Here is a 21,301-nt window from a genome sequence, read left to right on the forward strand (position 1 = left end):
ATTTTGTCTTACAGCAGATCGGTCCAGATCTTGATCGCCGTCCCGAAGATCAGCGCGGCGAGGATAGCTTGCAGCAGTTTCGTATTCAGCTTGGTGCTCAGTTTCGCACCGAGCGGAGCGGCGAGCACAGAAGCGATGATCATGATCACAGACGGCCACAGCAGGACGTCACCCGCCAGCACTTTGCCCGCCGTAGAGCCGATCGAGGAGAGGAACGTGATCGCAAGCGATGAGGCGACGGTCATCCGGGTCGGGATCTTCAGCACGAGCAGCATGATCGGCACGAGAATGAAAGCGCCGGCCGCTCCGACGATGCCCGAGGCAACTCCGACCGCAAAGGCGAAGACGACCGCCAAGCTGCGATTGAATGTCACTTGATCCAGCGGCATGTCGTCGAGTCCTTTGGCTTTTGGCAGCAGCATCATCACGGCAGCGATCGTGGCCAACACGCCATACACCAGATTGATGCTGCTGCCGCTGAGATACTGACCACCGTACGCACCGAGGAAAGAACCGGCGATGACCGATGCCCCCATGTATCCGACGAGCTTGTAGTTGATCACTTTGTCTTTACGCAGCGCCCAGACTCCGGCGAGCGTCGCAAAAAAGACCTGCACAGCTGAGATGCCGGAGACTTCGTGTGCCGTAAATGCGGTGATACCGACGAGTGGCGGGATGTACAGCAGCATCGGATATTTGATGATCGAGCCGCCGATCCCGACCAGACCGGAGAGAAAGGACCCGACGAACCCGATCAAAAACAAGGTGAGAATGTAGGAAAGGTCCATTTCGATTCGCCTCTCTTTATACCTATGGGGGTATATATAGTTGAAAAAGGAAAGGAGTCGGGGTGAACCGTACTCCTGTGTCTTTTACTTGGTGAGCTGTCCGTTCCAACCCGTGACACCCGTTTTCAGGTGTGCCAGCTGCGAGAAACCGTGTTTGCTCAGGATCTTGGCAGCTTGGCGGCTTCTCATGCCGCTCCGGCAGGTCAGAACGATCGATTTGTCCTTCGGCAGTTCGCCGATGCGAGCCTTCAATTGGCTCAGCGGGATATTTTGAAAACCTTTGATGTGGCCGGCCCCGTACTCATGAACTTCCCGCACATCCACATACACGTGCTCATTCTGCTGAGCCAGCCGCTCCTGCACGTCTTGGGCCGTCAGCGCGGCTAATCCGCGAACGGGAAGCATCCGGCTCAGGAGAAACCAGAGGATCAGGGCCGGGAACAGGTATTGCACGTACTCCATGATGCACACTCCTTTGTCATATACCCTATGGGGTATTTGATGAGCACAACTATACGCGCTTGGCGTGTAAAAGTCAACCTTTGCTCAGATACCCCATCAGGTATATGGTGGCGGATCTTTTTTTAGCGTGTCTGTACGGGGCCGGTCCAGCCGGACATGCCTGGCAGTACATTTTTTACGTTGGGAAACCCTTTTTCAGTCAGCCATTGGCAGGCCAGGTCACTTCGACTGCCTGAGCGGCAGATCACATAGATTTCCTGTTCTCTGAGCGGCTCCAGCTCATCCAGTTTTGCCTCCAATTGGCCAAATGGCACCAGCTTGGCGCCGGGGATGTGGCCAAAGGAATACTCGGCCGGCTCCCTGACGTCGAGAATGACCGGGTGATCGGACAGCTTGGCTTGCAGATCCGCATTGGACACCCGATGCTGGTGTTGAGTCTCCGGTTGCGTCTCTTCCAGTTTGGATTTGCGGATGTAGTGCTTATACAGGCCGTCTTCTGTGGCGGTGCCGATATATTGATGCCCGGTGCGGTCCGCCCAGCTCTTGATGTCTGCCACCGAGCCGGCGTCAGTGGCAACGACCTCCAGCACTTCGCCCGGTGTGAGCGCGTCGATCGCTTTCTTGGTGCGGACGATCGGCATCGGACAGGACAGCCCTTTGCAGTCGATGGTTTTATCTACAGCTACTTCACTCATGATGAGATCCTCCTCTGCTTTCTTTTACAGGCGTATCACGCCTTTTGAAATACCCCTGTGGGTATGGGGTGATGAGTTCAATATTATACCCATGGGGGTATATTGTCAACGATAAAAAAGCACTTTCCATGGCGGAAAGTGCAGTTACGCGAACAGTTGAAACGGATAAAACAGATAGTAATCGTCGATGTTCTTGAACGCCAGGTACCACAACAGGACCCCAATCGGAACGGCTGCGACGCTGTAGCGCCTTTTTTTGAACCAGCCAAACGTAAAGCCGGCGGCGAAGACGAGGAAGATAAACGTGAAGACCAGCGTGAACAGCCCGATCGACCACGCGGCAAAAAAGCTGAACACATAGGAGCTGAGCGCAGCCCACCAGAAATACTTGTGATCTTTGATGATGGCAAATGCTGCGAAGAAAAAGCTGAGTGCAAACGACCCCCAGCACAGTAAGAGAATCAAGGCCCCTAACACGGGCAACACCTCCTCCGTTTCAGTATGGCATTCCTTCCCATTTTTATCTAGCCCCCCGATGTATGCTATACTTCTTGCATAAATTTTGCCTCTTGTGAGAGGAGTTTGGTGCTGATGACGTTTGAACTTCGCGCAGGCGAACGCCTCGATGATCTGCAGGTGCGGGGACTGCGGATCATTCAGAGCAAAGAGGTGTTTTCCTTTTCTTTAGATGCGGTGCTGCTGGCCCGCTATGCCACGCTGCGCAACAAGGACCGGGTGATCGATCTCGGCACGGGCAACGGCGTGATTCCACTTTTGCTCGCCGCGCGCAGCAGTGAGAGCCGGGCCGAGATCGTCGGGTTGGAAATTCAGGAACGCCTCGCCGACATGGCGCGGCGCAATGTGGAAGGCAATGATTTGGGCAAGATCATCAGCATCGTGCACGGCGATACGCGGGAGGCGGTGCAGACGTTTGGCAGCGAGTCGTTCGACCTCGTCGTCTGCAACCCGCCGTACCGCCCGGCCGGGGTCGGTGATCAGAGCGTCAACGAGCATGTGAAGATCGCCAAGCACGAGATCACCTGCACCTTGGAGCAGGCGATGGACGCGGCGGCGGGGCTGGTGCGCTATGAAGGCAAGGTGGCGTTCGTGCACCGCCCGGACCGGCTGGCCGACATCTTTGCGGCGATGCGCGCCCGCAAGCTGGAGCCGAAGCGGATGCTGCTCGTACACCCCCGCCCGGACAAGCGTCCGAACATCGTGCTGGTCGAGGCGATCAAAGGCGGCCGCTCAGAGTTGCGCATCGACCCGCCCTTGATCGTACACAACGCAGACGGAACGTATTCCGATGCGATCTTAGAACTTTACGCCGGACGAGGAGAGTTGGGCTTATGATGAACCATCGCTATTCCTTTCAAGACGAAGGCCGCCAAGGCGGCACGCTGTATCTGGTCGCCACGCCGATCGGCAACTTGGAGGACATGACCTACCGCGCGATCGAGACGCTGAAGAAAGTCGCGGTGATCGCCGCCGAAGACACGCGGCAGTCGCGCAAACTGCTCACCCATTTTGAGATCACCGGGCCGCGGATGATCTCCTACCATGAGCACAACAAAAACAGCAAAGAAGAAGCGATCCTCTCCCTGCTCCGCGACGGAGACAGCGTGGCGCTGGTCAGCGACGCCGGCACGCCCGGCATCTCCGATCCGGGCGCAGACATCGTGCGGGCGGCGGTGGAGGAAGGGTTTGCCGTCGTGCCGATCCCCGGCGCTGTGGCCGGTGTGACAGCACTGATCGCATCCGGCTTGCCGACCGACCGCTTTACGTTTGTCGGGTTCTTGCCGCGCGAGAAGAAAAAGCGCCTCGCCGAGCTGGAATTTTACAAACACTACCCGGACACGCTGGTTTTTTACGAAGCGCCGCATCGGGTGGAAGAGACGGTCAAAGCGTTGCTGGACGTGCTCGGCGACCGCCAGATGGTGATCGGCCGGGAGCTGACCAAACGCTTTGAACAGTTCTCACGTGGAAAATTGAGCGAGTGTTTGGAGTGGTTTTCGAAAGATAGCCCGCGCGGGGAGTTCGTGGTCATGGTCGAGGGGAACCGCGAAACAGGGGGTCAATTGGAAAATCCATTTGTCGAAACCCCCTGGTGGGAAGGGCTGAATTTGTCGGAACATGTCGAAAGGGTGGTCGGCACCGGCGTCACCAAAAAAGAAGCGGTGAAGATCGTCGCCAAAGAGCGTGGGCTGCCCAAACGGGAAGTCTATAACACCGTCATGCAGGATGTAAATGAATAAAGCATGAAAAGCACACAAAAAAGCCCTTTCTGCACTTGGCAGGAAGGGCTTTATTTGCATGCTGTCGAATAGAGAGCATCACAAGCGGTTGAATGCTTGTAAGTTATATTAACGGCTCATTTCGCCGATGCAGACCGAGCAGATGTTTTTGCCGCGGAAGTGGATGATGTCGTCAGCCGATCCGCAGAATACGCATGCCGGTTCGTACTTCTTGAGCACGATGCGCTCGCCATCCACGTAGATTTCCAGTGCGTCTTTCTCCCCGATTCCCAAGGTGCGGCGCAGTTCGATCGGAATGACCACACGGCCCAGTTCGTCAACTTTACGTACAATACCTGTAGATTTCATTTACTAATCTCCCCCAATTTTCATAGTTTTATTTGACGGTTCGTTAATTCTACAATCTTCGACAAAGTTTCGACATCCTTAGCGTACCAATTACTCCCATAACAGTCAATAGGTTTGGCGAAAAAATAGATTAATTCCAGCGGAAAATTTTCAAGGTTGCCACATCACTTTCGAAAATGGTGAAAAAAAGGGCCGTTTCTTGACACATTTCTGTATAACGTGATAGGTTGTGGTAAAGATATCTTATTGTGATGACTATAAGTTCATGCGATGAAGGAATGAGTACTTGCAAACGGGCCGTACCAGAGAGTCGGGCAGGTGGAAACCGACACGGAGACGCGCAGGGAAGATGGTTCCGGAGCTTTCGTTGTCGAGACGCTTTTTTCGAAAAGGGTTGAGGCTACGACGGGTGCGCCCGTTACAGCGATAGAAGGCCGCTTTGTAGTCGGAAGCGGTGAAGCAAGGTGGTACCACGGAAGCCCAAGCTTTCGTCCCTGCACAGGGGCGGAAGCTTTTTTTATGTTCAACAGATGAAGGAGGATGCAAGCGATGGGAAAACAGAATGCGTTTTATATCACCACGCCGATCTACTACCCGAGTGACAAACTGCACATCGGGCACGCCTACACGACCGTCACCTGTGACGCGATGGCACGCTACAAACGACTGAAAGGGTTCGACGTGATGTTTTTGACCGGCACGGACGAACATGGGCAAAAGATTGAGAAGCGCGCCCAAGAAGCGGGCGTGACGCCGATCCAGTTTGTCGACAAGATCGTGGCGGGGATTCAGGAGCTGTGGAAGAAGCTCGACATTTCCTATGATGACTTCATCCGCACGACGGAGGAGCGCCATAAAGTTGTGGTGCAGAAAATTTTCCAACGTCTGCTGGAGCAGGATGATATCTACCTGGCCGAATACGAAGGGCTGTACTGTACGCCGTGCGAGTCGTTCTGGACGGAGCGCCAAGTCGAAGAGGCGGGGAATGCCTGCCCGGACTGCAAGCGCGAAGTGGCGCCGCTGGCGGAGAAGTCGTATTTCTTCCGGATGAAGAAGTATGCCGACCGCCTGATTCAGTACTATGAAGCGCATCCGGAGTTCATCGAGCCGGAATCGCGCAAAAATGAGATGCTGAACAACTTCCTCAAGCCTGGTCTCGAAGACCTGTGTGTGTCGCGCACGACGTTCGAGTGGGGCATCAAGGTGCCGAGCGATCCGGAGCATGTGATCTATGTCTGGCTGGATGCGCTCACCAACTACATCACGGCGCTCGGGTACCTGTCGGAAGATCCGGAGCTGCAGCAGAAATGGGAGACGTTCTGGCCGGCCGATGTGCATGTGATCGGGAAGGACATCGTGCGTTTCCATACGATCTACTGGCCGATCTTCCTGATGGCGCTCGACCTGCCCCTGCCGAAAAAGGTGTTTGGGCACGGCTTCTTCATGTCGAAAGGCGACAAGATGTCGAAGTCGAAAGGCAACGTGGTCGACCCGGTGCCGTTGATCGAGCGCTACGGGCTGGATGCGTTCCGCTACTTCCTGCTCCGCGAAGTGCCGTTCGGACAGGACGGGGTGTTTACGCCGGAGTCGTTCGTGACGCGGATCAACTCCGACCTCGTCAACGACTTGGGCAACCTGCTGTCGCGCACGGTGGCGATGATCGAAAAGTACAACGACGGGCTGGTGCCGCAGCCGGGCGAAGCGACCGAACTTGACGGCACACTGCATGCGCTGGCGGCCGATGCGGTGCAGCGCTTTGAAGCGGCGATGGAGCGGATGCAGTTCTCCGTGGCGCTTGGCGCGGTGTGGGATCTGATCTCGCGCACGAACAAGTACATCGACGAGACAGCGCCGTGGGTGCTGGCGAAAGACGAGGGGCAAAAAGGGCGTCTCGATACGGTGCTGTACAACTTGGCAGAGTCGCTGCGCATCGCTTCGATCCTGATCCAGCCGTTCCTGACCCAAGCTCCGGCACAGATCTGGGCACAGCTGGGCCTGACCGAAGGGGAAGCGACGTCGTGGGCGAGCCTGGCCTCGTTTGGCAACCTGCCGGTCGGCGGGAAAGTCGAGAAAGGCAACGCCCTGTTCCCGCGCCTCGACGTGGCGGCGGAGTCCAAGGCGATCGATGAGATGCTGGGAGGCGGCAAAGCGGTGGGCAACGAAGAGGAAGCAAAAGCAGAAGCGGGTAAAGCAAGCGCGAATGCAGGTGCAGGCACCGCTGCAAACACGGAGGCTGGCAGCGCAACAAGCGGGGCAGCAGGTGCCGGCGCCACCGAAGGCGTCGCGCTGATCGGCATCGATGACTTTACGAAAGTTGACCTCCGAGTGGCAGAAGTCGTCGCGTGCGAGCCGGTGCCGAAAGCGGATAAGCTGCTCAAGCTGATCCTGCAAGTTGGCGAAGAGCGCCGCCAAGTGGTGTCGGGCATCGCGAAGTACTACCAGCCGGAGCAATTGATCGGCCAAAAGGTCATCCTCGTCGCCAACCTCAAACCGGTCAAATTGCGCGGCGTCGAATCGCACGGCATGATCCTCGCCGCTTCGGCCGGCGAAGACCTCGTGCTGGCGACCGTAGCCGGCCCGATGCCGTCCGGCGCGAAGGTGAAGTAAGATGAACGAGATCAACCTGTTCGATACGCACTGCCACCTCAACTCGCCGAAGTTCCGCGAAGAAAACGGCGACGAAGTGGCGCAACTGATCGGCGACGCCCGCGCCAATGGCGTGCAGCGCATCGTCATCCCCGGCTACGACTACGAGTCGAACCTCCGCTCGCTGGAGATCGCCGCACAGCACGACGGCATCTACTGCGCCGTCGGCTACCACCCGTGCGACTTGAACGACCTGACGGACGACCACTACCAACAGCTCTACGAGTGGGCGAAGCTCGACCGTGTGGTCGCGATCGGCGAGATCGGCCTCGACTACTACTGGGACACGACGACGCCGGAACTGCAGCAGCAGATGTTCCGCAAGCAGATCGCGATCGCCAAGGAGCTCGACCTGCCCATCGTCATCCACGACCGGGAAGCGCACGGCGACATCCTCCAGCTGCTGAAAGAGGAGGACGCTGCCAAGATCGGCGGGATCATGCATTGCTTCTCCGGTTCCTGGGAGATGGCGCAGGAGTGCCTGAAGCTGAACTTCTACATCTCCTTCGGCGGCCCGGTCACCTACAAAAACGGCAAGCGCCCGCAAGAGGTGGCCGCGAAAGTCCCGCTCGAGCGCCTGCTCGTCGAGACCGACGCACCCTACCTGACCCCGGAGCCGCACCGCGGCAAACGCAACCAGCCGGCCTACGTCCGCCACGTCGCCGAAAAGATCGCCGCCCTGCGCGAGATCTCGCTGGAACAGCTGGCCATGCAGACCACAAAGAATGCCTGCGAGCTGTTTCGCTTGCCGGAATAGACAGCAACAACCCCGCTTGCAAAAAAGCGGGGTTTTCTTGCGTAGAAGCGCATATCCTTTTTCTGACAAGGGAATTCTACGGAAGTGGGTGCGCCCTCTCCTTTTTTCAGTGTACGTTTGCTATAATGGGACGGGTACTGGCTTGTCAAGATTCTAAGTGGGAGAGGTAAGCCCGATGAGCAATAATCGATTGCGCTGGTTGAAAGACCTGGATATATTTTTGATCTTTGTCATCATCGCCATCTGCTGTGCAGGACTGCTTGCGATCTCCAGTGCCACGCGGTCGTTTGACGGCGGCAGTCAGTCGTTCGTCCTCAAACAGGGCGTCTTCATGGCGGTCGGATTTGTCACGATGATCTTCCTGATCCGCACCGACTACCGCTTTTTGATCCGCTATGTGGAATATGGGTATTGGGCGGTCATCGTGCTGCTGGGCGTCGTCTTTCTGTTTCCGGCTGTTGCGGTGGAGACGGGCGCGTACGGCTGGATTCCGCTGCCCGGCGGCTTTAACTTGCAGCCGTCCGAGTTTTTCAAGATCGTGTTCATCCTGATGATGGCCAAATACCTGGCCAACGAACAGGAAGATGAGAACGGCAACGTGCCCGACCCGCTGCGCGGCTACATCCTGCTCGCCGCGGCGACGATCTTGGGCATCGGCCTGATCATCATCGAGCCGGACCTCGGCCAGACGATGATGCTGATGGCGGTCATCGGCACTGCCCTGTTCGTGCACTTGCCGAAAAAATGGTTCTGGTCGATGTTCCTTACCGTCGGCCTGCTGGTGGGGCTGTTCTTCACCGCGACCATGGCCTACCCGGATCAGTTCCTCAAAGGCCTCGACGTGCTCGTCGACAAAGGCCTGCTCGAAACACACCAATACGGCCGCTTTTACTCGTTCATCCACCCGGAGGAAGACCTTGCCGGAGATGGCTATCAAGTCTATCAAGCGAAAGTCGCCATCGGCTCGGGGATGATGTTTGGCAAAGGGCTCTACCAAGGCTCGCAGACGCAAGGCAACTGGGTGCCTGCGCAGCACACCGACTTTATTTTTACCGCGATCGGCGAAGAGCTGGGTTTTGTCGGTGCCGTGGCGCTGATCTTCCTGTTCTTCCTGCTGCTCTACCGGATCGTGATGAACGGGTTCGCAGCGAAAGACCGCACGGGCTTGTACATCTGCGCGATGGTCGCCGGGATGTTTACGTTCCAGATCTTCGAAAACATCGGGATGTCCCTGCAACTGATGCCGATGACCGGAGTCACCTTGCCGTTTATCTCGTACGGCGGCTCCTCGGTGCTGGTCAACTTCATGCTGCTCGGCATCGTGCTCAACGTCGGCTTCCGCAGACGGAAATTGAGCTTCAGCAACAACTAGCTTCCAACGAAACACACCCTGCGAGTTCCATGACGGGACTCGCTTTTTTCAAACACTGAAGGGATGGAAAAGGATGAGAATCAAGGAAGTGATCGTCGTCGAAGGCTACCACGACAAACAGGCGATCGACGCGGCCGTCACCGCCGACTGCCTGATCTCAGGCGGCTCGGCAGTGAACGAAACGTTTCTGCGCACCGTCGAGCGCGCCGCCAAAGAGCGCGGCGTGATCATCTTCACCGACCCGGATTACGCCGGCGAACGCATCCGCCGCATCGTTTCGCGCCGCGTGCCGGGCTGCAAACACGCCTTTTTGCCGCGCGAGGAAGCGACCGCCAAAGACGGCGACATCGGCATCGAAAACGCCAAGCCGGACTCGATCCGCCGCGCGCTCGATGCGGTGCGCACCGACTGGACGGGCGTCGAGCCGGAATTTTCCTGGCAGGAGATGACCGAATACGGGCTGACCGCACATCCGCGGGCGGCCGCGCGGAGACAATACATCGGAGACAAGCTCGGCATCGGCTACGGCAATGCCAAGACCTTATGGAAGAAGCTCAACATGCTCGGCGTTTCGCGCGAGGAATTTGAGCAGGTCTACCAGGAAATCGAACCCTCGTTTCAACTTCAAGGAGGAGAACGCAGAACATGACCAAACGCCTCGTCCTGCCGTCTGTCACCCGCGATGTGGTGACCCGGCACGGCTTTTCTTTTAAAAAATCGCTCGGCCAAAACTTCCTTATCGACGGCAACATCCTCGACAAAATCGTCACCGCCGCCGAACTCGACGAACAAAACGGTGCGCTGGAGATCGGACCGGGCATCGGCACGTTGACCCAGGAGCTCTGCGAAAACGCCCGCCAAGTCGTCGCTGTGGAGAAGGACAACCGTCTGCTCTCCGTGCTGGAGGAGACCTTGTCCGACTATGACAACGTCCACGTGCATCACGCCGACGTGCTGGAGGCCGATCTGCACGCGCTGTTTGCACAGTGGTTCTCCGGCATGGAAGTCTCCGTCGTCGCCAACCTGCCCTACTATGTCACGACGCCGATCGTGATGAAGCTGCTCGAAGAGCGCCTGCCTCTGCGCCACATCGTGGTCATGGTGCAGCGCGAAGTCGCCGAGCGCATGGCGGCAAAACCGGGCGGCAAAGACTATGGCACGCTTTCCATCGCCGTGCAGTACTACACCGAGCCGGAGCTGGTCACCCGCGTGCCGGAGTCGTCGTTCATGCCGGCCCCGAACGTGGAGTCGACCGTCATCAAGCTGAAAGTGCGCAAAGCGCCGGCGGTGTCGGTGCAGGACGAAAAGCTGTTTTTCCACCTCGTCAAAGCGTCCTTCGCCCAGCGCCGCAAAACGCTGCTCAACAACCTGCAGAACAACTTGCAGCCGAAGCGCGACAAAGACAGCATCCTGACCGCACTGGAGCGCGCCGGCATCGAACCGTCGCGCCGCGGGGAGACGCTGTCTCTGGAGGAATACGCAAGATTGGCAGATGAGTTAGTAATTTCTTGAGGACAGATGGGCGCCCGTCTACATGATTCCTCTCACCGCCGAATAAACTAACACCAGAAGGCGGTGAGACCTCATGGACTTTGTAAATCCGACCAAAGGAAAACTCACGTTGGCGCGGGTCGCCCAAGATATGCTCGACTTTATTGCGGAAGAGCCGCAGGAAGACTACAAGATCATCATCGGCTCCGATTCGCAGAATAAAGAATCGCGCCTCAAAACCACGTTTGTCACGGCGCTGATCGTGCATCGGGTCGGCAAAGGAGCCCGATACTATTTTCACCGGCGCATCCGGCCGCTGGTGAAAAACATGAGACAGCGCATGTTTACCGAAGCGTCCTTGTCGCTGCTGCTCTGCGGCGAACTGCGGGAGCTGCTCCATGATGAAAAGCTCGTGCAGAACCTCGAAGTGCATCTCGATGTCGGACAAAATGGTGCGACCGAACCTCTGATCAAAGAGCTGGTCGGCTGGGTGGAAGGCAGCGGGTACGAAGCGCGCATCAAGCCCGATTCGTTCGTCGCCTCGAAAGTCGCGGACCGGTACACACGGATCTAAAAGCACCCAATGGGTGCTTTTTTTGTCGGTTCTTGTCTGATGTGTCGCGTATCCTATCCATATGACGCAAAACCTCTGCTCAGACCATCGGAGCAGAGGTTTTTTGTGCAGCAAACTGATCGATTGGCATCTAGAATTTTACAATGATTTATAAAATTCTATATTTACTTACCTGTTGATTGTGATAAAGTAGAAATATGTTATAAATAATAATTTTATCGGGTCAGGGGTGTGTTAATTTATGGGAAACAAAATTACAAAAATTGTAACAGCGGCGGCCGTACTCGCAACGCTCGTCGCACCGCAGGCTGCGCTGGCAGCAGCACCGGCACCGACTTTGAAAAATGACGGCGCCGCGAAAGCAGGCGACTGGTATGTGGGTGCAACGCCGCCGAACGTGGACTACAACAAGCCGGTCATCCTGTTCGTGCAAGGTCTGCACTCGGACTACACGACTTGGTACAACTCGGACGGCTACTATGATGCCGCTTACAATGCAGGCTACCGCACGGCGTTTGTGCAGCTGCACGACGCGGACGGCACCGGGCGCAACATGTGGGACAACGGCTACCTGTTGTCCGGCCTGATCACGAAAGTGAAAAACTACTACGGCGTTTCCAAGCTGAACCTCGTCGTCCACTCCAAAGGCGGGATCGACACGCAGACGGCGCTCGTTCACTACGGCGCTTATCCGTATGTCAACGTGGTGCATCAGCTGTCGACGCCGAACCGCGGTTCGGAACTGGCCGACATGGCGTACAGCACCTGGACGTCCTGGCTGGCGTCGATCATGGGTCAGAAGGATGATGCGGTGTACTCGCTGCAGACGTCTTACATGTCCTACTTCCGCTCGGTGACAGACGGCCGTGCGGAAAACAACTACACCCGCACCTACATGTCGGGCGGTACGGGCGATGATGGCCTCTTCTCCTCGACGTTCTACTCCCGTGCCTTCCTGCCGGATGAAGATGACGGTGCGGTGGCGATCTACTCGGCGTTTGGCTTGCCGAACGGCTACTACGGCTTCACCGACAACGGATCGGAGCGCCTGTCGCACACCAAGATGCGCCAGGCTTCGAAGACTTGGTGGCAAGTGCGTCCGAAGCTGACCACGACCAACTACTACGGCGTGTCGGGCAGCGCGTTGGCAGCGACCACGACCTCGTACATGGCGAAAAAATCGGTGGATGAGAGCTCGACGAACATCCTGCGCGGCGGCGCGGTCAACGGTCAGGCGATCGACACCTTCACGATGGAAAGCGGCACGAAAGCGGCGATCGACGTGATGACCTCCAAGTCGGCGACCCAAGTCAAGCTGGTCTCCCCGTCCGGCAAAGAGTACTTCCCGACCACCGGCAAGGCGCATCAGGATGATGCGGTCTTGTTTGCCGATGCGGTGCACAACACCTTTGCGGTAAGCGGCGAAGCGGGCACGTGGTCGCTGGTGACCGAAGGCGACTCCGACGCCTACTTCATGCTGGCCGTAGTGGACGGCGGCACGAAAGCGGACGTGAAAGCGGCGAAGAAAGTGTTCAAGAAGGGCGAGAAAGTCGACCTGAACGTAGCACTCCAAGGCGGCAAAGCGGACAAGAAAGCGAAAAAAGCCAAGTTGAGCAAATCCGGCAAGCAGTCCGCGCAAGACGTGGCGCTGACCGTGAACAGCGACGGCACGCTGGCTTCCTCCTTCACCGCGCCGACCGAACCGGGCGTGTACAACGTTTCGTTTGACGTGGATGGCGTCAATGCGAACGGCGAATCCTTCACCCGCTCGGTGAACTACAACTTCGCGGTGCTCGACGAGAACGGCAAACTGTAAGCTGGCATCATACGACTTGAAAAGGCGGCCTGAGCAGGTCGCCTTTTTTTGCTGTTTTGGGGTAGAATGTGCAGATGGAGGCGAATTTGGAAAAGATGAACAACCCATGAGAAAAGCGAAGATCGAAGAGATCGAACTGCTGCGCGCGCTCGCCTTTCTGGCGGTGGTGGTGCAGCATGCGATCGCCCATTACACGTTCGATCCGGGGATGACGCCGGCGGATGGCGTGGCGATCGGGCTGTTGCTGTTGGCGGTAAAATTTGCGGTGCCGCTGTTTGTGTTTATTACGGGACTGGTGCTGTTTTATAACTATGACGGGCCGCTGCGCTACGGGGATTTTGTCTGGAAGCGATTTCGGGATATCATCGTGCCGTATCTGGTCTGGACGGGGTTTTATTTCTTGATGTACCACGTCTGGAACCATCCGGACGTGTCGGCCGTGTGGGAGTTCGTGCGGCTGGCGGTGACGGGCAAGGCTTCGTATCATCTGTGGTATGTGGTGATGATCTTTCAGTTCTACCTGCTCTTCCCGCTGCTGCGCCGGGCGTTTGTCTGGCTCCGGGGGCTGCTGAAGGCGCGCTGGCAGGTGTATGCTGTTCTGACCTTGTCGGCGGGGCTGTATGTGTATCTGATGACGCTGGTCTGGCCGCTGAACGTCCTGATGGAGGCGTGGAACGTGCCGGTGCTGACGCCGCTGTTTACGAAGTTTGCCGACCGCAATGCGCTGTATTTTGTGTACTACTTCGCGATGGGCGCGGTGACCGGGTTGGCGCTGACGCATTGGCGGGCGTTTTTGACCAAGTACCGGACGGCGATCTGGGCCGTCTTTGCCGGGATGTTTGCCTATTTTGCGTACCGGGTGATCGGGATGTATCAGTACGAGCCTGCGTTCCGCGTGAATTTTGACTACCTGTTCCTGCTCCGGCCGTGGATGGCCGTGTTTTTGATCGTGTCGATCCTGGCGTTGTACCTGCTGGCCATGCGAGTTGGCACAAGCAGATGGGCGGCTGTGATCGGGCGCTATTCGTTTGGCGCCTACCTGATGCACGCCTACGTGCTCCGCCAGACCTACTTCCTCACCGACGGCCTGCTGGCCGGATACAATGTCACCTTGCGCACCGTGATCGCGGCGCTGCTCTGTGCGGCGGTGTCCATTTTGGCCACCATGCTGCTCGCGAAAACACCGCTTGGAAAAGTGGTGGTGGGAGTAAGAGATAAGTAACGGCGACCTGAAGGGGTCGCCTTTTGTATTCTTTAAGGCACATCCACCGTGACGCCGAGGACGGACGCTTTCAGGTAAGAGGCGCCTTGCAGCTGCTGCAAAGCTTCGGCGGTGCCGGTGACGACAACGCCGAGGATTTTGACATCGGCAGGCGTCGGCTTTACTTTGTCGCCGCGGAGGTAGTTGTAGATGCGCGCGAATTCGTCATGGTGCATCTTGTTGATCGACAGCCCGCGCTCTACCGCTTGCAGGAAACTCTCTTCTGTTTGGCCGGAGCGGGCGTCGAACCCATACACGGAGCGGGCCTGTTCAGGAGAATCGGTACGCACCGTCTGCGGGACTTTGAAGACGCTGCCGTCCGGGCGTTTGACGTTGACTTCGATCTCGTGCGGAAGGAGTGCCGTTTTGTCGTAGTAGGCGTCGACCCAGTACCACTGCGGATGCACGCCTGCGGGGAGCATTTTTTCGATCTCCGCGGACGAATAGGGCTTGTCGAACGACAAGGCCAACTCGGCCGCCTGGCCTTCCATGTGGGCGAGCAATGGCAGGTCGTCTGCGTATTCTTTGTAGGACAGAAACGGCAGGAAAAACTCCAGTTCGCGCTGAAACGTCTGCGGATTGTAGGTGGCGTTGATCTCCGACTGGCCTTCTTCCAGCGTGATCGAACCCGCCCGATTCAACTGCTGGAACGAACCCCAGAGCGAGTACTCATAGATCTGCGTCTCCCAGCGCACCGGGATGCCTTCGATGATTTTGTAGGTCTGCACGGAGAGCCCGTTGTGCAAAAGTCCGGCATTGACCGGAGCGGGGGACTGCAGCAAATGCTCCACGTTGGGCTGGGTGATCGCCGTGATCGTCTCCAGATCAAAAAAGGTGCGGTCGCGGTTGTAGGAGTCGAGCTGGACGTAACCGAAAAAGCCGCCCACCACCATCAACAACGTGACACCTGCCGAAATCATCGCCGTGCGCAGCGTGTTTTTCCGCTTCGCTTTTTTCAGCAGACCGGACATGGCTCTGTCGTCGAGATCGTCGAGATCGAAAGCGTATTCTTCATGTTCGTTCATGGTTCAACCTCCCGTATGCTTCCCGGAAACGATTCCTCGCCCGGAACATTGAGACTTTGACGTTTTCTTCCTTGAGGCCGAGCACGGTGGCAATCTCGCGGTGGGACAGTCCGTATTCGTATTTGAGCAAGAGCATATGGCTGTAGGCGGGGTGTAAGCTGTCAAAGACGCTTTGGATTTCGTCCTGCAGTTCACGGGTCAGCACCGCGTCGTCCAGCGTCTGTTGCGTGATCAAGGAGACCGACTCCAAGGGCAGCTCGCCGCGCCGCTTTTTCTTGCGCAGGTGGTCGATGTGGGTGTTGAAGGCCACGCGAAACAGCCAGGGCGTGAACTTGTCGACGGCGATGTCGTCGAGCACCTGCAGGGCTTTGACCAGCGTTTCCTGCACGATGTCCTCGGCGTCCACCCGGCTCACTCCCAGCTTCATCAGATAGCGGAAGATCATCTTGCCCTTGTCGATGAGCAATTGATCCAGATCATCATAATCCACACCTTTTCTCCTTTCCGGCGCTTCTCTATCTAGAACACGTCTGTGCATCCAAAAGGTAACACACCATGCTATAATAATATTCAAAACTATTACGGAAGACGAAATAATCCAGCAGCTGGATAGGAGACGAAGGATCATGGGAGAGCAAAAGGGAAGTCCGCGCGGCATCTATCTGCTGCTGTTGCTGGTGCCGCTGTTTTGGGGCGGGGCGTTTGGGTCGGGGAAGCATGTGTTGACGGAGATTCCGCCGTTTCTGACGGCGACGCTGCGCTTTGGGCTGGCCGGGCTGATCTTGGCGGTGTGGCTGACGTATAAAAAGGGCTGGGATTTCAAACTGCTCAAGGAGCGCTGGAAAGGGCTCCTGCTGCTGTCGCTGACAGGGATCTTGGGCTATAATGCATTTTTCTTTCTGGGCTTGCAGTTCACGTCGGCCGCCAACGGTTCGCTGGTCGTGGCGATGAACCCGGTGTCGACGACGCTGGCGGCGGTGATCTTTCTCGGCGAGGCGTGGAGCAGACGGCTGGGCGTCGGGATGGCATTGTCATTGATCGGGCTGCTCGTCGTGATCACCGGCGGGTCTTGGGAGACGATCCGCACGATGTCGTTTAACAGCGGAGACATCATGCTGCTCGGCGCGGTGGCGAGCTGGTCGATCTACTCGGCGGCCGGCAAAGTGATCATGAAAGGCATGTCGTCCTTGTTTGTGACCACCGTGACGATGATTGTCGGCACCGTCGGGCTGTTCATCGGGTCGCTGTTCGAAGGCGGCTGGGGGCAAGTGTCCGGGCTGTCTTTGCAGTCGGTGGCGGAGCTGGTGTACATGGCGGTGTTTGCATCGGTGATCGCCTTTGTGATCTGGAACATCGGCATCCAGCGCATCGGAGCCTCGAAGACGAGCGCCTATGTCAACCTTGTGCCGATCTGCGCGACGACGATCGCCGTCCTCCTGTACGGGGAGCAGGTGACATGGGCGCATGCGGCAGGTGTGGTGCTGACCGTCTCGGGCGTTTTGATCACCACCTCCTCGCCGGCACAACGAAAACATGCGTCCGTGCGTGAAAATGTGTAAATTGTGGCGGGAGTTGGTTATGATAAGCGATGAACCGTTTCCTTCACAGACTCATATCCTATATAATAATGTTGCAATCTGTAATTGAGCGTGATTGGCAACGGTTTACAAGAGATTTGAGCAAGCGAACCCGGAAGGGGTTCGTATCTAGGATGGTGCAACTGTTTCATGAAGTTTTCGGAGACGATCGCCAAAATGAAAGGCGGGCAGAATCTCGTGCTCTGCCATGACCAGGCCGACAGCGACGCCGTCGGGGCGGCCTATGCTTTGTCGCGCTTCATCGGCGCCGAGATCGGCGTCCCGCAAGCGGTGGCGACGCATACGCACAAATTGCTTGAGGAGTTGCAGATCAACATCCTCATCGGCCCGGACCCGGGCAAGTATGAGAACGTCGTGGTCGTCGATGCGGCCGCAGCGGTGCAGCTCGGGAAGTCGATGCCAGAGCGCTTCTGGTTCATCGACCACCACCCGATCAACACGCTGCAGGAGCTGGCGCAGGGCGGCTTGTACGACCCGGTTTCTTCGACCTGCCAGCTGATCTACCGCCTGCTGCGGGAGCTGAACGCCCCGTTCGACCGCGCGATCGGCATGGCGCTGGCGGCAGGGATCATGACCGACACGATCAACTTTCACAAAGGCGACCCGGAAGCATTTCGCGCGTTTGGCGAGATTCTGGAGCTGTGCGGGCTGACCTACGAAGAGGTGCAGCGCCTGTACATCGTCGACGAGCGCAACGACCGCGGCGCGATCTGCCAAGCTGCGCTCGATGCCAAAAAATACACGTTTGGCGGCTATCACGTCCTCGTGACGCGGATCGACGCCAACATCCCGACTTTTGCCGCCCGCGCCTTGTTTGATCTGGGCGCCGACGTCTCGGTGGTCGGGTTTGCCAAAGGCGCTGAGGTGGAGATCCGCATGTACCTCCGCCAAGAGCTCGCCGAAAAGCACCACCTCGACGCCGCCGAACTGTTCCGCACCATGCCCGGCATGAACCAAGGCACCGCCTGGGGCTACGCGCTGTTCGGCGGGTACCGGGCAAAAGGCGAGTTGGACGTGCTGCTGAAGAATATTGTAAAGCGGTTTGAAGAGTTGCTTGGTTAAATCGAAGAAGACCTGTCCAAGGACAGGTCTTTTTTATATACTAATTATGCAGTAACTTCAAGTTCCTTACAAAAGGGGAAGTTTCATGAAGCTGACTATCGACCACTCGAAACTGATCGACGCACCGCTGGATGCGGCGCAACAAGAGCCAAGCCCGATTCTCTATAATGATTTGAAAGCGGACATCGAAAGGCTCGCCTACGACCTTTTGAAAGGTCCAACAGCTTCGTATCTGATCTCCGGTTATCGCGGCGCAGGCAAATCTTCTTTTACAAACGCCGTGCAGGAACGAGTAATGAGCTCAGTAACTGACCGATGCCTGGTCTTCGTTCCTGTCAACATCATGCGAAAAGACGACAAGTGGCTGCGCACGATCATACGCAATACAGTGTCGGAAATCGATAAGAACAAAACTGTCAAGCAGAAGATCCCGGTCTGGATATGGGAAAATATGAAATTGTTGTTTGAGCGTACATTTCATGATGTTACCGACTCTTCCAAATTGGGTTCCGCGATGGAGAACGCGACAAGTGTTGATTTGGAGTTGGATCTCACAAAAATTGGGCAATTGGTGACGGTGTTCAGTGTTTGGGCTGGCCTTTCTTTGGCAACTCCTTTGACGATCGAAATGGTTACGAACAGCACGAATCCCTGGCTGCAGTTTTTATCGCCGTTTGCCATCTTGTTATTTGGAGTGTACGGGATGTTGAAGACCGCGACGCTCAAAAATTCCACGAAACGTACCTTGAGCAAATCGAAAAGTCGTGATATCAAGTCCCTCTACGATGACGAGATCGCCGAATACCGCTTGCACGAAATGCAGCGGGAACTGCAGAAGAGAGGGATTGAACTGGTTTATGTCTTTGATGAGTTCGATAAGATTAATGACGGGGATGTGAAAGATGTTCTTTCGATTCTGAAACCGTTTATGCTATCGGGCAAGGCCAGCTATCTGATTTTGAGCGGGCAGCAATTGTTTTACAGATTTCACAACTCGGCGATGGAAGACGATCCGATCGTGGCGACATTGTTCTCCAAGTCCTATCATGTACCGTTGCATTCTCCGGAGACGTTCCGCGCTTTTTTTGAGAATCTCGTCGTCAACCAAGATGGCGTGTTGTCTGAGGCGGCTATGCAGTATGTAGATGCGAAGATCTTGGCTTCAAATCGTTCGTTGCGCAAATTTATCAATCTAATCCGTCAGGATCTTGAATGGGAAGGCGAGAAGGCGGTGATTCGGCTGGAGCCTGCGTCGGAGCAGCCCATACAATCGTGGCGTTTCCGTGCTCGGGTGCTCGCTTCGATCGAGAGCATTGTAGAGACGATGCTCCAAATATTCCCGGAAAAGCGCGCGGTCAACGATTTTTATATCTCACAGCTCTATATTTGGGTGCAGCGCATGTTTTCTTTTGATACAAAGCCTTTTAGCAAAGAGAGCATCTATGATTACGTGCGTGATTACGCGGATAGTGTCACTCCGAACGGGAGCAGGGAGTATCTAAATTTCCTCTGCAGCAACTTATTAGAGCATCTGATCTCAGAAAGGCTGCTGGTTGAGAGGGAGGAACCCAATAAGTATCATTGGAATCAGGCATTTGACTCATTTAGTGAGCAAATACAGGATGTAGAGTTGCAAGAAATGCCTGTTCATGTGGCTGCAGAAGCGGATACGTTTTATAAGCGCTTTCATGAACTCGATTCTTTTTGCTTTCGTCAGCTAGACTGTGGAGTTTCCCAGGCGATGTCGCATGGTGTGTTTTCAGAAAATGAACGATCTATGTTGCACAAGGTCTTAGCAATCAAAAGCGCTTTGGATACGTCTTCCCGTCCCGTCAGTACTGAGGAATTAAAATATGAAGGGATATTTGCGATTAACCGTTTGATCGGGAAATTGGCGGAACTTATGGCTGAACATCATTTGCGCAAGGTTCTAAATCCAATCGGCTATGCAGTAAAACGTGTGAAGGATTTAGCTGCGGATTTTATAGCAACTACGATTGAGAAGAGTGAACCTCAACTTATCTTTGAAATTAAGTATGGGAAGCTAAACAGCAACTTGGTTCGTAACGTGGTTTCTAAGCTGATACGCAGTTTACGAATGCTCAACTTTGAAACGTCAAAACAGAATCATGCTTTATTGGTGTGGTTTGTACAAGAGTATACCTTTGATCTTTCATCTCGATTGGAGTTGGAGGAATTGGAAGGGTTTGTGCATTTGATTTTAGTCAGAGCAAACGATATGAGTGAACTGGACGCAGCCATTCAAAAGATTATCCCCGAAAAGAAAAACGCCATCGACGCATGATCGGTGGCGTTTTTTACTTGGTGTCCTTTACCAGCCGGTTCAAAAACCGATCCAACAGATCAAACCTCCGCTCCGAGTGATACCCGTCGAACACGTGTCCCCGATACTCCCGGGTCCGCACTCTTCCCTCCAGCAGGCAATGCGCCTCCAGCAGATCGCCGATGATCGTTTCGCGGATCTTGTCGAAGTGCGCAGGCTCCTTGTGAGCCGATCCTAATCTTGAGTGCGGGATGTGTGCCAGAGCATCCACTGTCAGACCCTCTTGCCGGGCGTAGGCGAGGACTAAGGGCGGGATGGCGAGGTAGTGGGCGGGGATGTCGCGAAGGAGGCGGCGAGAGACGATATGGGGGCCGTGGGAGGGGCTGCTGAGGCCGAGGCGGGGCTCGAGGCCCAGCTTGCGGTTGAGCGAGCTTCTCAGGCGCAGGAGCGGGTTGCGCGTTACATCCAGCCGATGTGCCGTGCCGTAGGTGTCGGTCAGGCTCAGGTCGAGCCGGAAGCGCACCGTATCGGCCACGAGCTTCTGTAGCTCATGGCGGTGATGCCCGATCAGGTCGCCGTCGTAAAACAGCACGTGCTCCGCCCCTTGTCTGTACGCATACGCCGCGCCCACCGCGCGCGGGACGTCGAAGCCGAGCGGCTCGCGAAAGCAGATCACCGTCAGATCGGCTTCCCGCAGCGCCCGTGCCTCCTGCAGCGTGCTGTCCTCGCAGCCGTTGGCGACGACGATGATCTTCTCAGCCCCGGCGAAGCGGACCGTCTGGATCGCCACCCCGATGCGCTTGCTCACATTGCGAGCCGGTATCACGGCATACACAAGCATTCACCTCCCGTTTCCGTCATGATATG

General features: G+C 56.3%; 21 protein-coding genes. 13 read left to right on the forward strand and 8 right to left on the reverse strand.

The genetic code is table 11. The features are described 5' to 3' along the window. Nucleotides 1-8: 8 nt before the first annotated feature. The 4 genes from EV586_RS17245 to EV586_RS17260 form a co-directional block, all read right to left on the reverse strand. Nucleotides 9-788 carry a sulfite exporter TauE/SafE family protein gene (locus EV586_RS17245; protein WP_132946327.1) on the reverse strand — a complete coding sequence of 260 codons (780 nt, stop codon included), beginning with the start codon at nt 786-788 and terminating at the stop codon, nt 9-11. A gap of 84 nt (nt 789-872) precedes the next feature. Next, nucleotides 873-1,250, reverse strand: coding sequence for a rhodanese-like domain-containing protein (locus EV586_RS17250; protein WP_132946328.1), 378 nt, complete (start codon nt 1,248-1,250; stop codon nt 873-875). A 122-nt stretch (nt 1,251-1,372) separates the two neighbouring features. Further along, nucleotides 1,373-1,945, reverse strand: coding sequence for a sulfurtransferase TusA family protein (locus EV586_RS17255; RefSeq protein WP_132946329.1), 573 nt, complete (start codon nt 1,943-1,945; stop codon nt 1,373-1,375). A gap of 144 nt (nt 1,946-2,089) precedes the next feature. Beyond that, entirely contained in the window at nt 2,090-2,422 is a 333-nt protein-coding gene (locus EV586_RS17260) for a hypothetical protein (protein ID WP_132946330.1), read from the reverse strand. A gap of 114 nt (nt 2,423-2,536) precedes the next feature. Between EV586_RS17260 and EV586_RS17265 the strand changes: the two genes are divergently transcribed. Next, nucleotides 2,537-3,298, forward strand: coding sequence for a tRNA1(Val) (adenine(37)-N6)-methyltransferase (locus EV586_RS17265; RefSeq protein WP_132946331.1), 762 nt, complete (start codon nt 2,537-2,539; stop codon nt 3,296-3,298). Continuing rightward, nucleotides 3,298-4,200, forward strand: a complete 903-nt coding sequence (gene rsmI / locus EV586_RS17270; RefSeq protein ID WP_132946410.1) for a 16S rRNA (cytidine(1402)-2'-O)-methyltransferase — start codon at nt 3,298-3,300, stop codon at nt 4,198-4,200. The genes EV586_RS17265 and rsmI overlap by 1 nt, the downstream gene beginning before the upstream one ends. Before the next feature lie 108 nt (nt 4,201-4,308). Here rsmI and EV586_RS17275 read toward each other — a convergent pair whose 3' ends face one another. After that, nucleotides 4,309-4,548 (reverse strand): AbrB/MazE/SpoVT family DNA-binding domain-containing protein, encoded by a 240-nt coding sequence (locus EV586_RS17275; protein ID WP_038088386.1) that lies wholly within the window; start codon nt 4,546-4,548, stop codon nt 4,309-4,311. A gap of 549 nt (nt 4,549-5,097) precedes the next feature. Between EV586_RS17275 and metG the strand changes: the two genes are divergently transcribed. From metG to EV586_RS17315, 8 genes are all read left to right on the forward strand, one after another. Further along, nucleotides 5,098-7,155: a methionine--tRNA ligase gene (gene metG, locus EV586_RS17280; RefSeq protein ID WP_132946332.1), complete on the forward strand. Its 2,058-nt coding sequence runs from the start codon at nt 5,098-5,100 to the stop codon at nt 7,153-7,155. 1 nt (nt 7,156) lies between these two features. Beyond that, on the forward strand, nt 7,157-7,951 hold the full coding sequence (locus EV586_RS17285) for a TatD family hydrolase (protein ID WP_132946333.1): 795 nt from the start codon (nt 7,157-7,159) through the stop codon (nt 7,949-7,951). A 175-nt stretch (nt 7,952-8,126) separates the two neighbouring features. After that, the gene (locus EV586_RS17290) at nt 8,127-9,323 is read left to right on the forward strand and encodes an FtsW/RodA/SpoVE family cell cycle protein (RefSeq protein WP_132946334.1); all 1,197 of its coding nucleotides are present in this window, start codon (nt 8,127-8,129) and stop codon (nt 9,321-9,323) included. A gap of 73 nt (nt 9,324-9,396) precedes the next feature. Then, nucleotides 9,397-9,972 carry a ribonuclease M5 gene (gene rnmV / locus EV586_RS17295; RefSeq protein WP_132946335.1) on the forward strand — a complete coding sequence of 192 codons (576 nt, stop codon included), beginning with the start codon at nt 9,397-9,399 and terminating at the stop codon, nt 9,970-9,972. Then, nucleotides 9,969-10,835 (forward strand): 16S rRNA (adenine(1518)-N(6)/adenine(1519)-N(6))-dimethyltransferase RsmA, encoded by an 867-nt coding sequence (gene rsmA / locus EV586_RS17300; RefSeq protein WP_132946336.1) that lies wholly within the window; start codon nt 9,969-9,971, stop codon nt 10,833-10,835. The genes rnmV and rsmA overlap by 4 nt, the downstream gene beginning before the upstream one ends. 73 nt (nt 10,836-10,908) lie before the next feature. Then, nucleotides 10,909-11,388 (forward strand): ribonuclease H-like YkuK family protein, encoded by a 480-nt coding sequence (locus tag EV586_RS17305; protein WP_132946337.1) that lies wholly within the window; start codon nt 10,909-10,911, stop codon nt 11,386-11,388. 241 nt (nt 11,389-11,629) lie between these two features. Beyond that, nucleotides 11,630-13,204 carry an esterase/lipase family protein gene (locus tag EV586_RS17310; protein ID WP_132946338.1) on the forward strand — a complete coding sequence of 525 codons (1,575 nt, stop codon included), beginning with the start codon at nt 11,630-11,632 and terminating at the stop codon, nt 13,202-13,204. A gap of 106 nt (nt 13,205-13,310) precedes the next feature. Then, on the forward strand, nt 13,311-14,426 hold the full coding sequence (locus EV586_RS17315) for an acyltransferase (protein WP_132946339.1): 1,116 nt from the start codon (nt 13,311-13,313) through the stop codon (nt 14,424-14,426). A 32-nt stretch (nt 14,427-14,458) separates the two neighbouring features. Here EV586_RS17315 and EV586_RS17320 read toward each other — a convergent pair whose 3' ends face one another. Both EV586_RS17320 and EV586_RS17325 read right to left on the reverse strand, forming a co-directional pair. After that, entirely contained in the window at nt 14,459-15,490 is a 1,032-nt protein-coding gene (locus EV586_RS17320; protein ID WP_132946340.1) for an anti sigma factor C-terminal domain-containing protein, read from the reverse strand. Next, complete coding sequence (locus EV586_RS17325; protein WP_132946341.1) at nt 15,477-15,980, reverse strand: RNA polymerase sigma factor; 504 nt, start codon at nt 15,978-15,980, stop codon at nt 15,477-15,479. Before EV586_RS17325 ends, EV586_RS17320 begins: the two co-directional genes overlap by 14 nt. Before the next feature lie 136 nt (nt 15,981-16,116). Here EV586_RS17325 and EV586_RS17330 point away from each other — a divergent pair, with 136 nt between their 5' ends. The 3 genes from EV586_RS17330 to EV586_RS17340 all read left to right on the forward strand — a co-directional run bounded on the left by EV586_RS17330 (nt 16,117) and on the right by EV586_RS17340 (nt 20,455). Next, a complete protein-coding gene (locus EV586_RS17330) occupies nt 16,117-17,049 on the forward strand; it encodes a DMT family transporter (RefSeq protein ID WP_132946342.1) in 933 nt (310 codons plus the stop codon). 168 nt (nt 17,050-17,217) lie between these two features. Then, a complete protein-coding gene (locus EV586_RS17335) occupies nt 17,218-18,150 on the forward strand; it encodes a DHH family phosphoesterase (protein WP_132946343.1) in 933 nt (310 codons plus the stop codon). Nucleotides 18,151-18,235: 85 nt separating this feature from the next. Further along, nucleotides 18,236-20,455, forward strand: a complete 2,220-nt coding sequence (locus EV586_RS17340; protein WP_132946344.1) for a hypothetical protein — start codon at nt 18,236-18,238, stop codon at nt 20,453-20,455. Nucleotides 20,456-20,468: 13 nt separating this feature from the next. Here EV586_RS17340 and EV586_RS17345 read toward each other — a convergent pair whose 3' ends face one another. Continuing rightward, nucleotides 20,469-21,269 carry a glycosyltransferase family A protein gene (locus EV586_RS17345; protein WP_165898682.1) on the reverse strand — a complete coding sequence of 267 codons (801 nt, stop codon included), beginning with the start codon at nt 21,267-21,269 and terminating at the stop codon, nt 20,469-20,471. Between the last annotated feature and the right edge of the window lie 32 nt (nt 21,270-21,301).

It is taken from the genome of Tumebacillus sp. BK434, assembly GCF_004340785.1.
In the GTDB taxonomy this organism is placed as follows: domain Bacteria; phylum Bacillota; class Bacilli; order Tumebacillales; family Tumebacillaceae; genus Tumebacillus_A.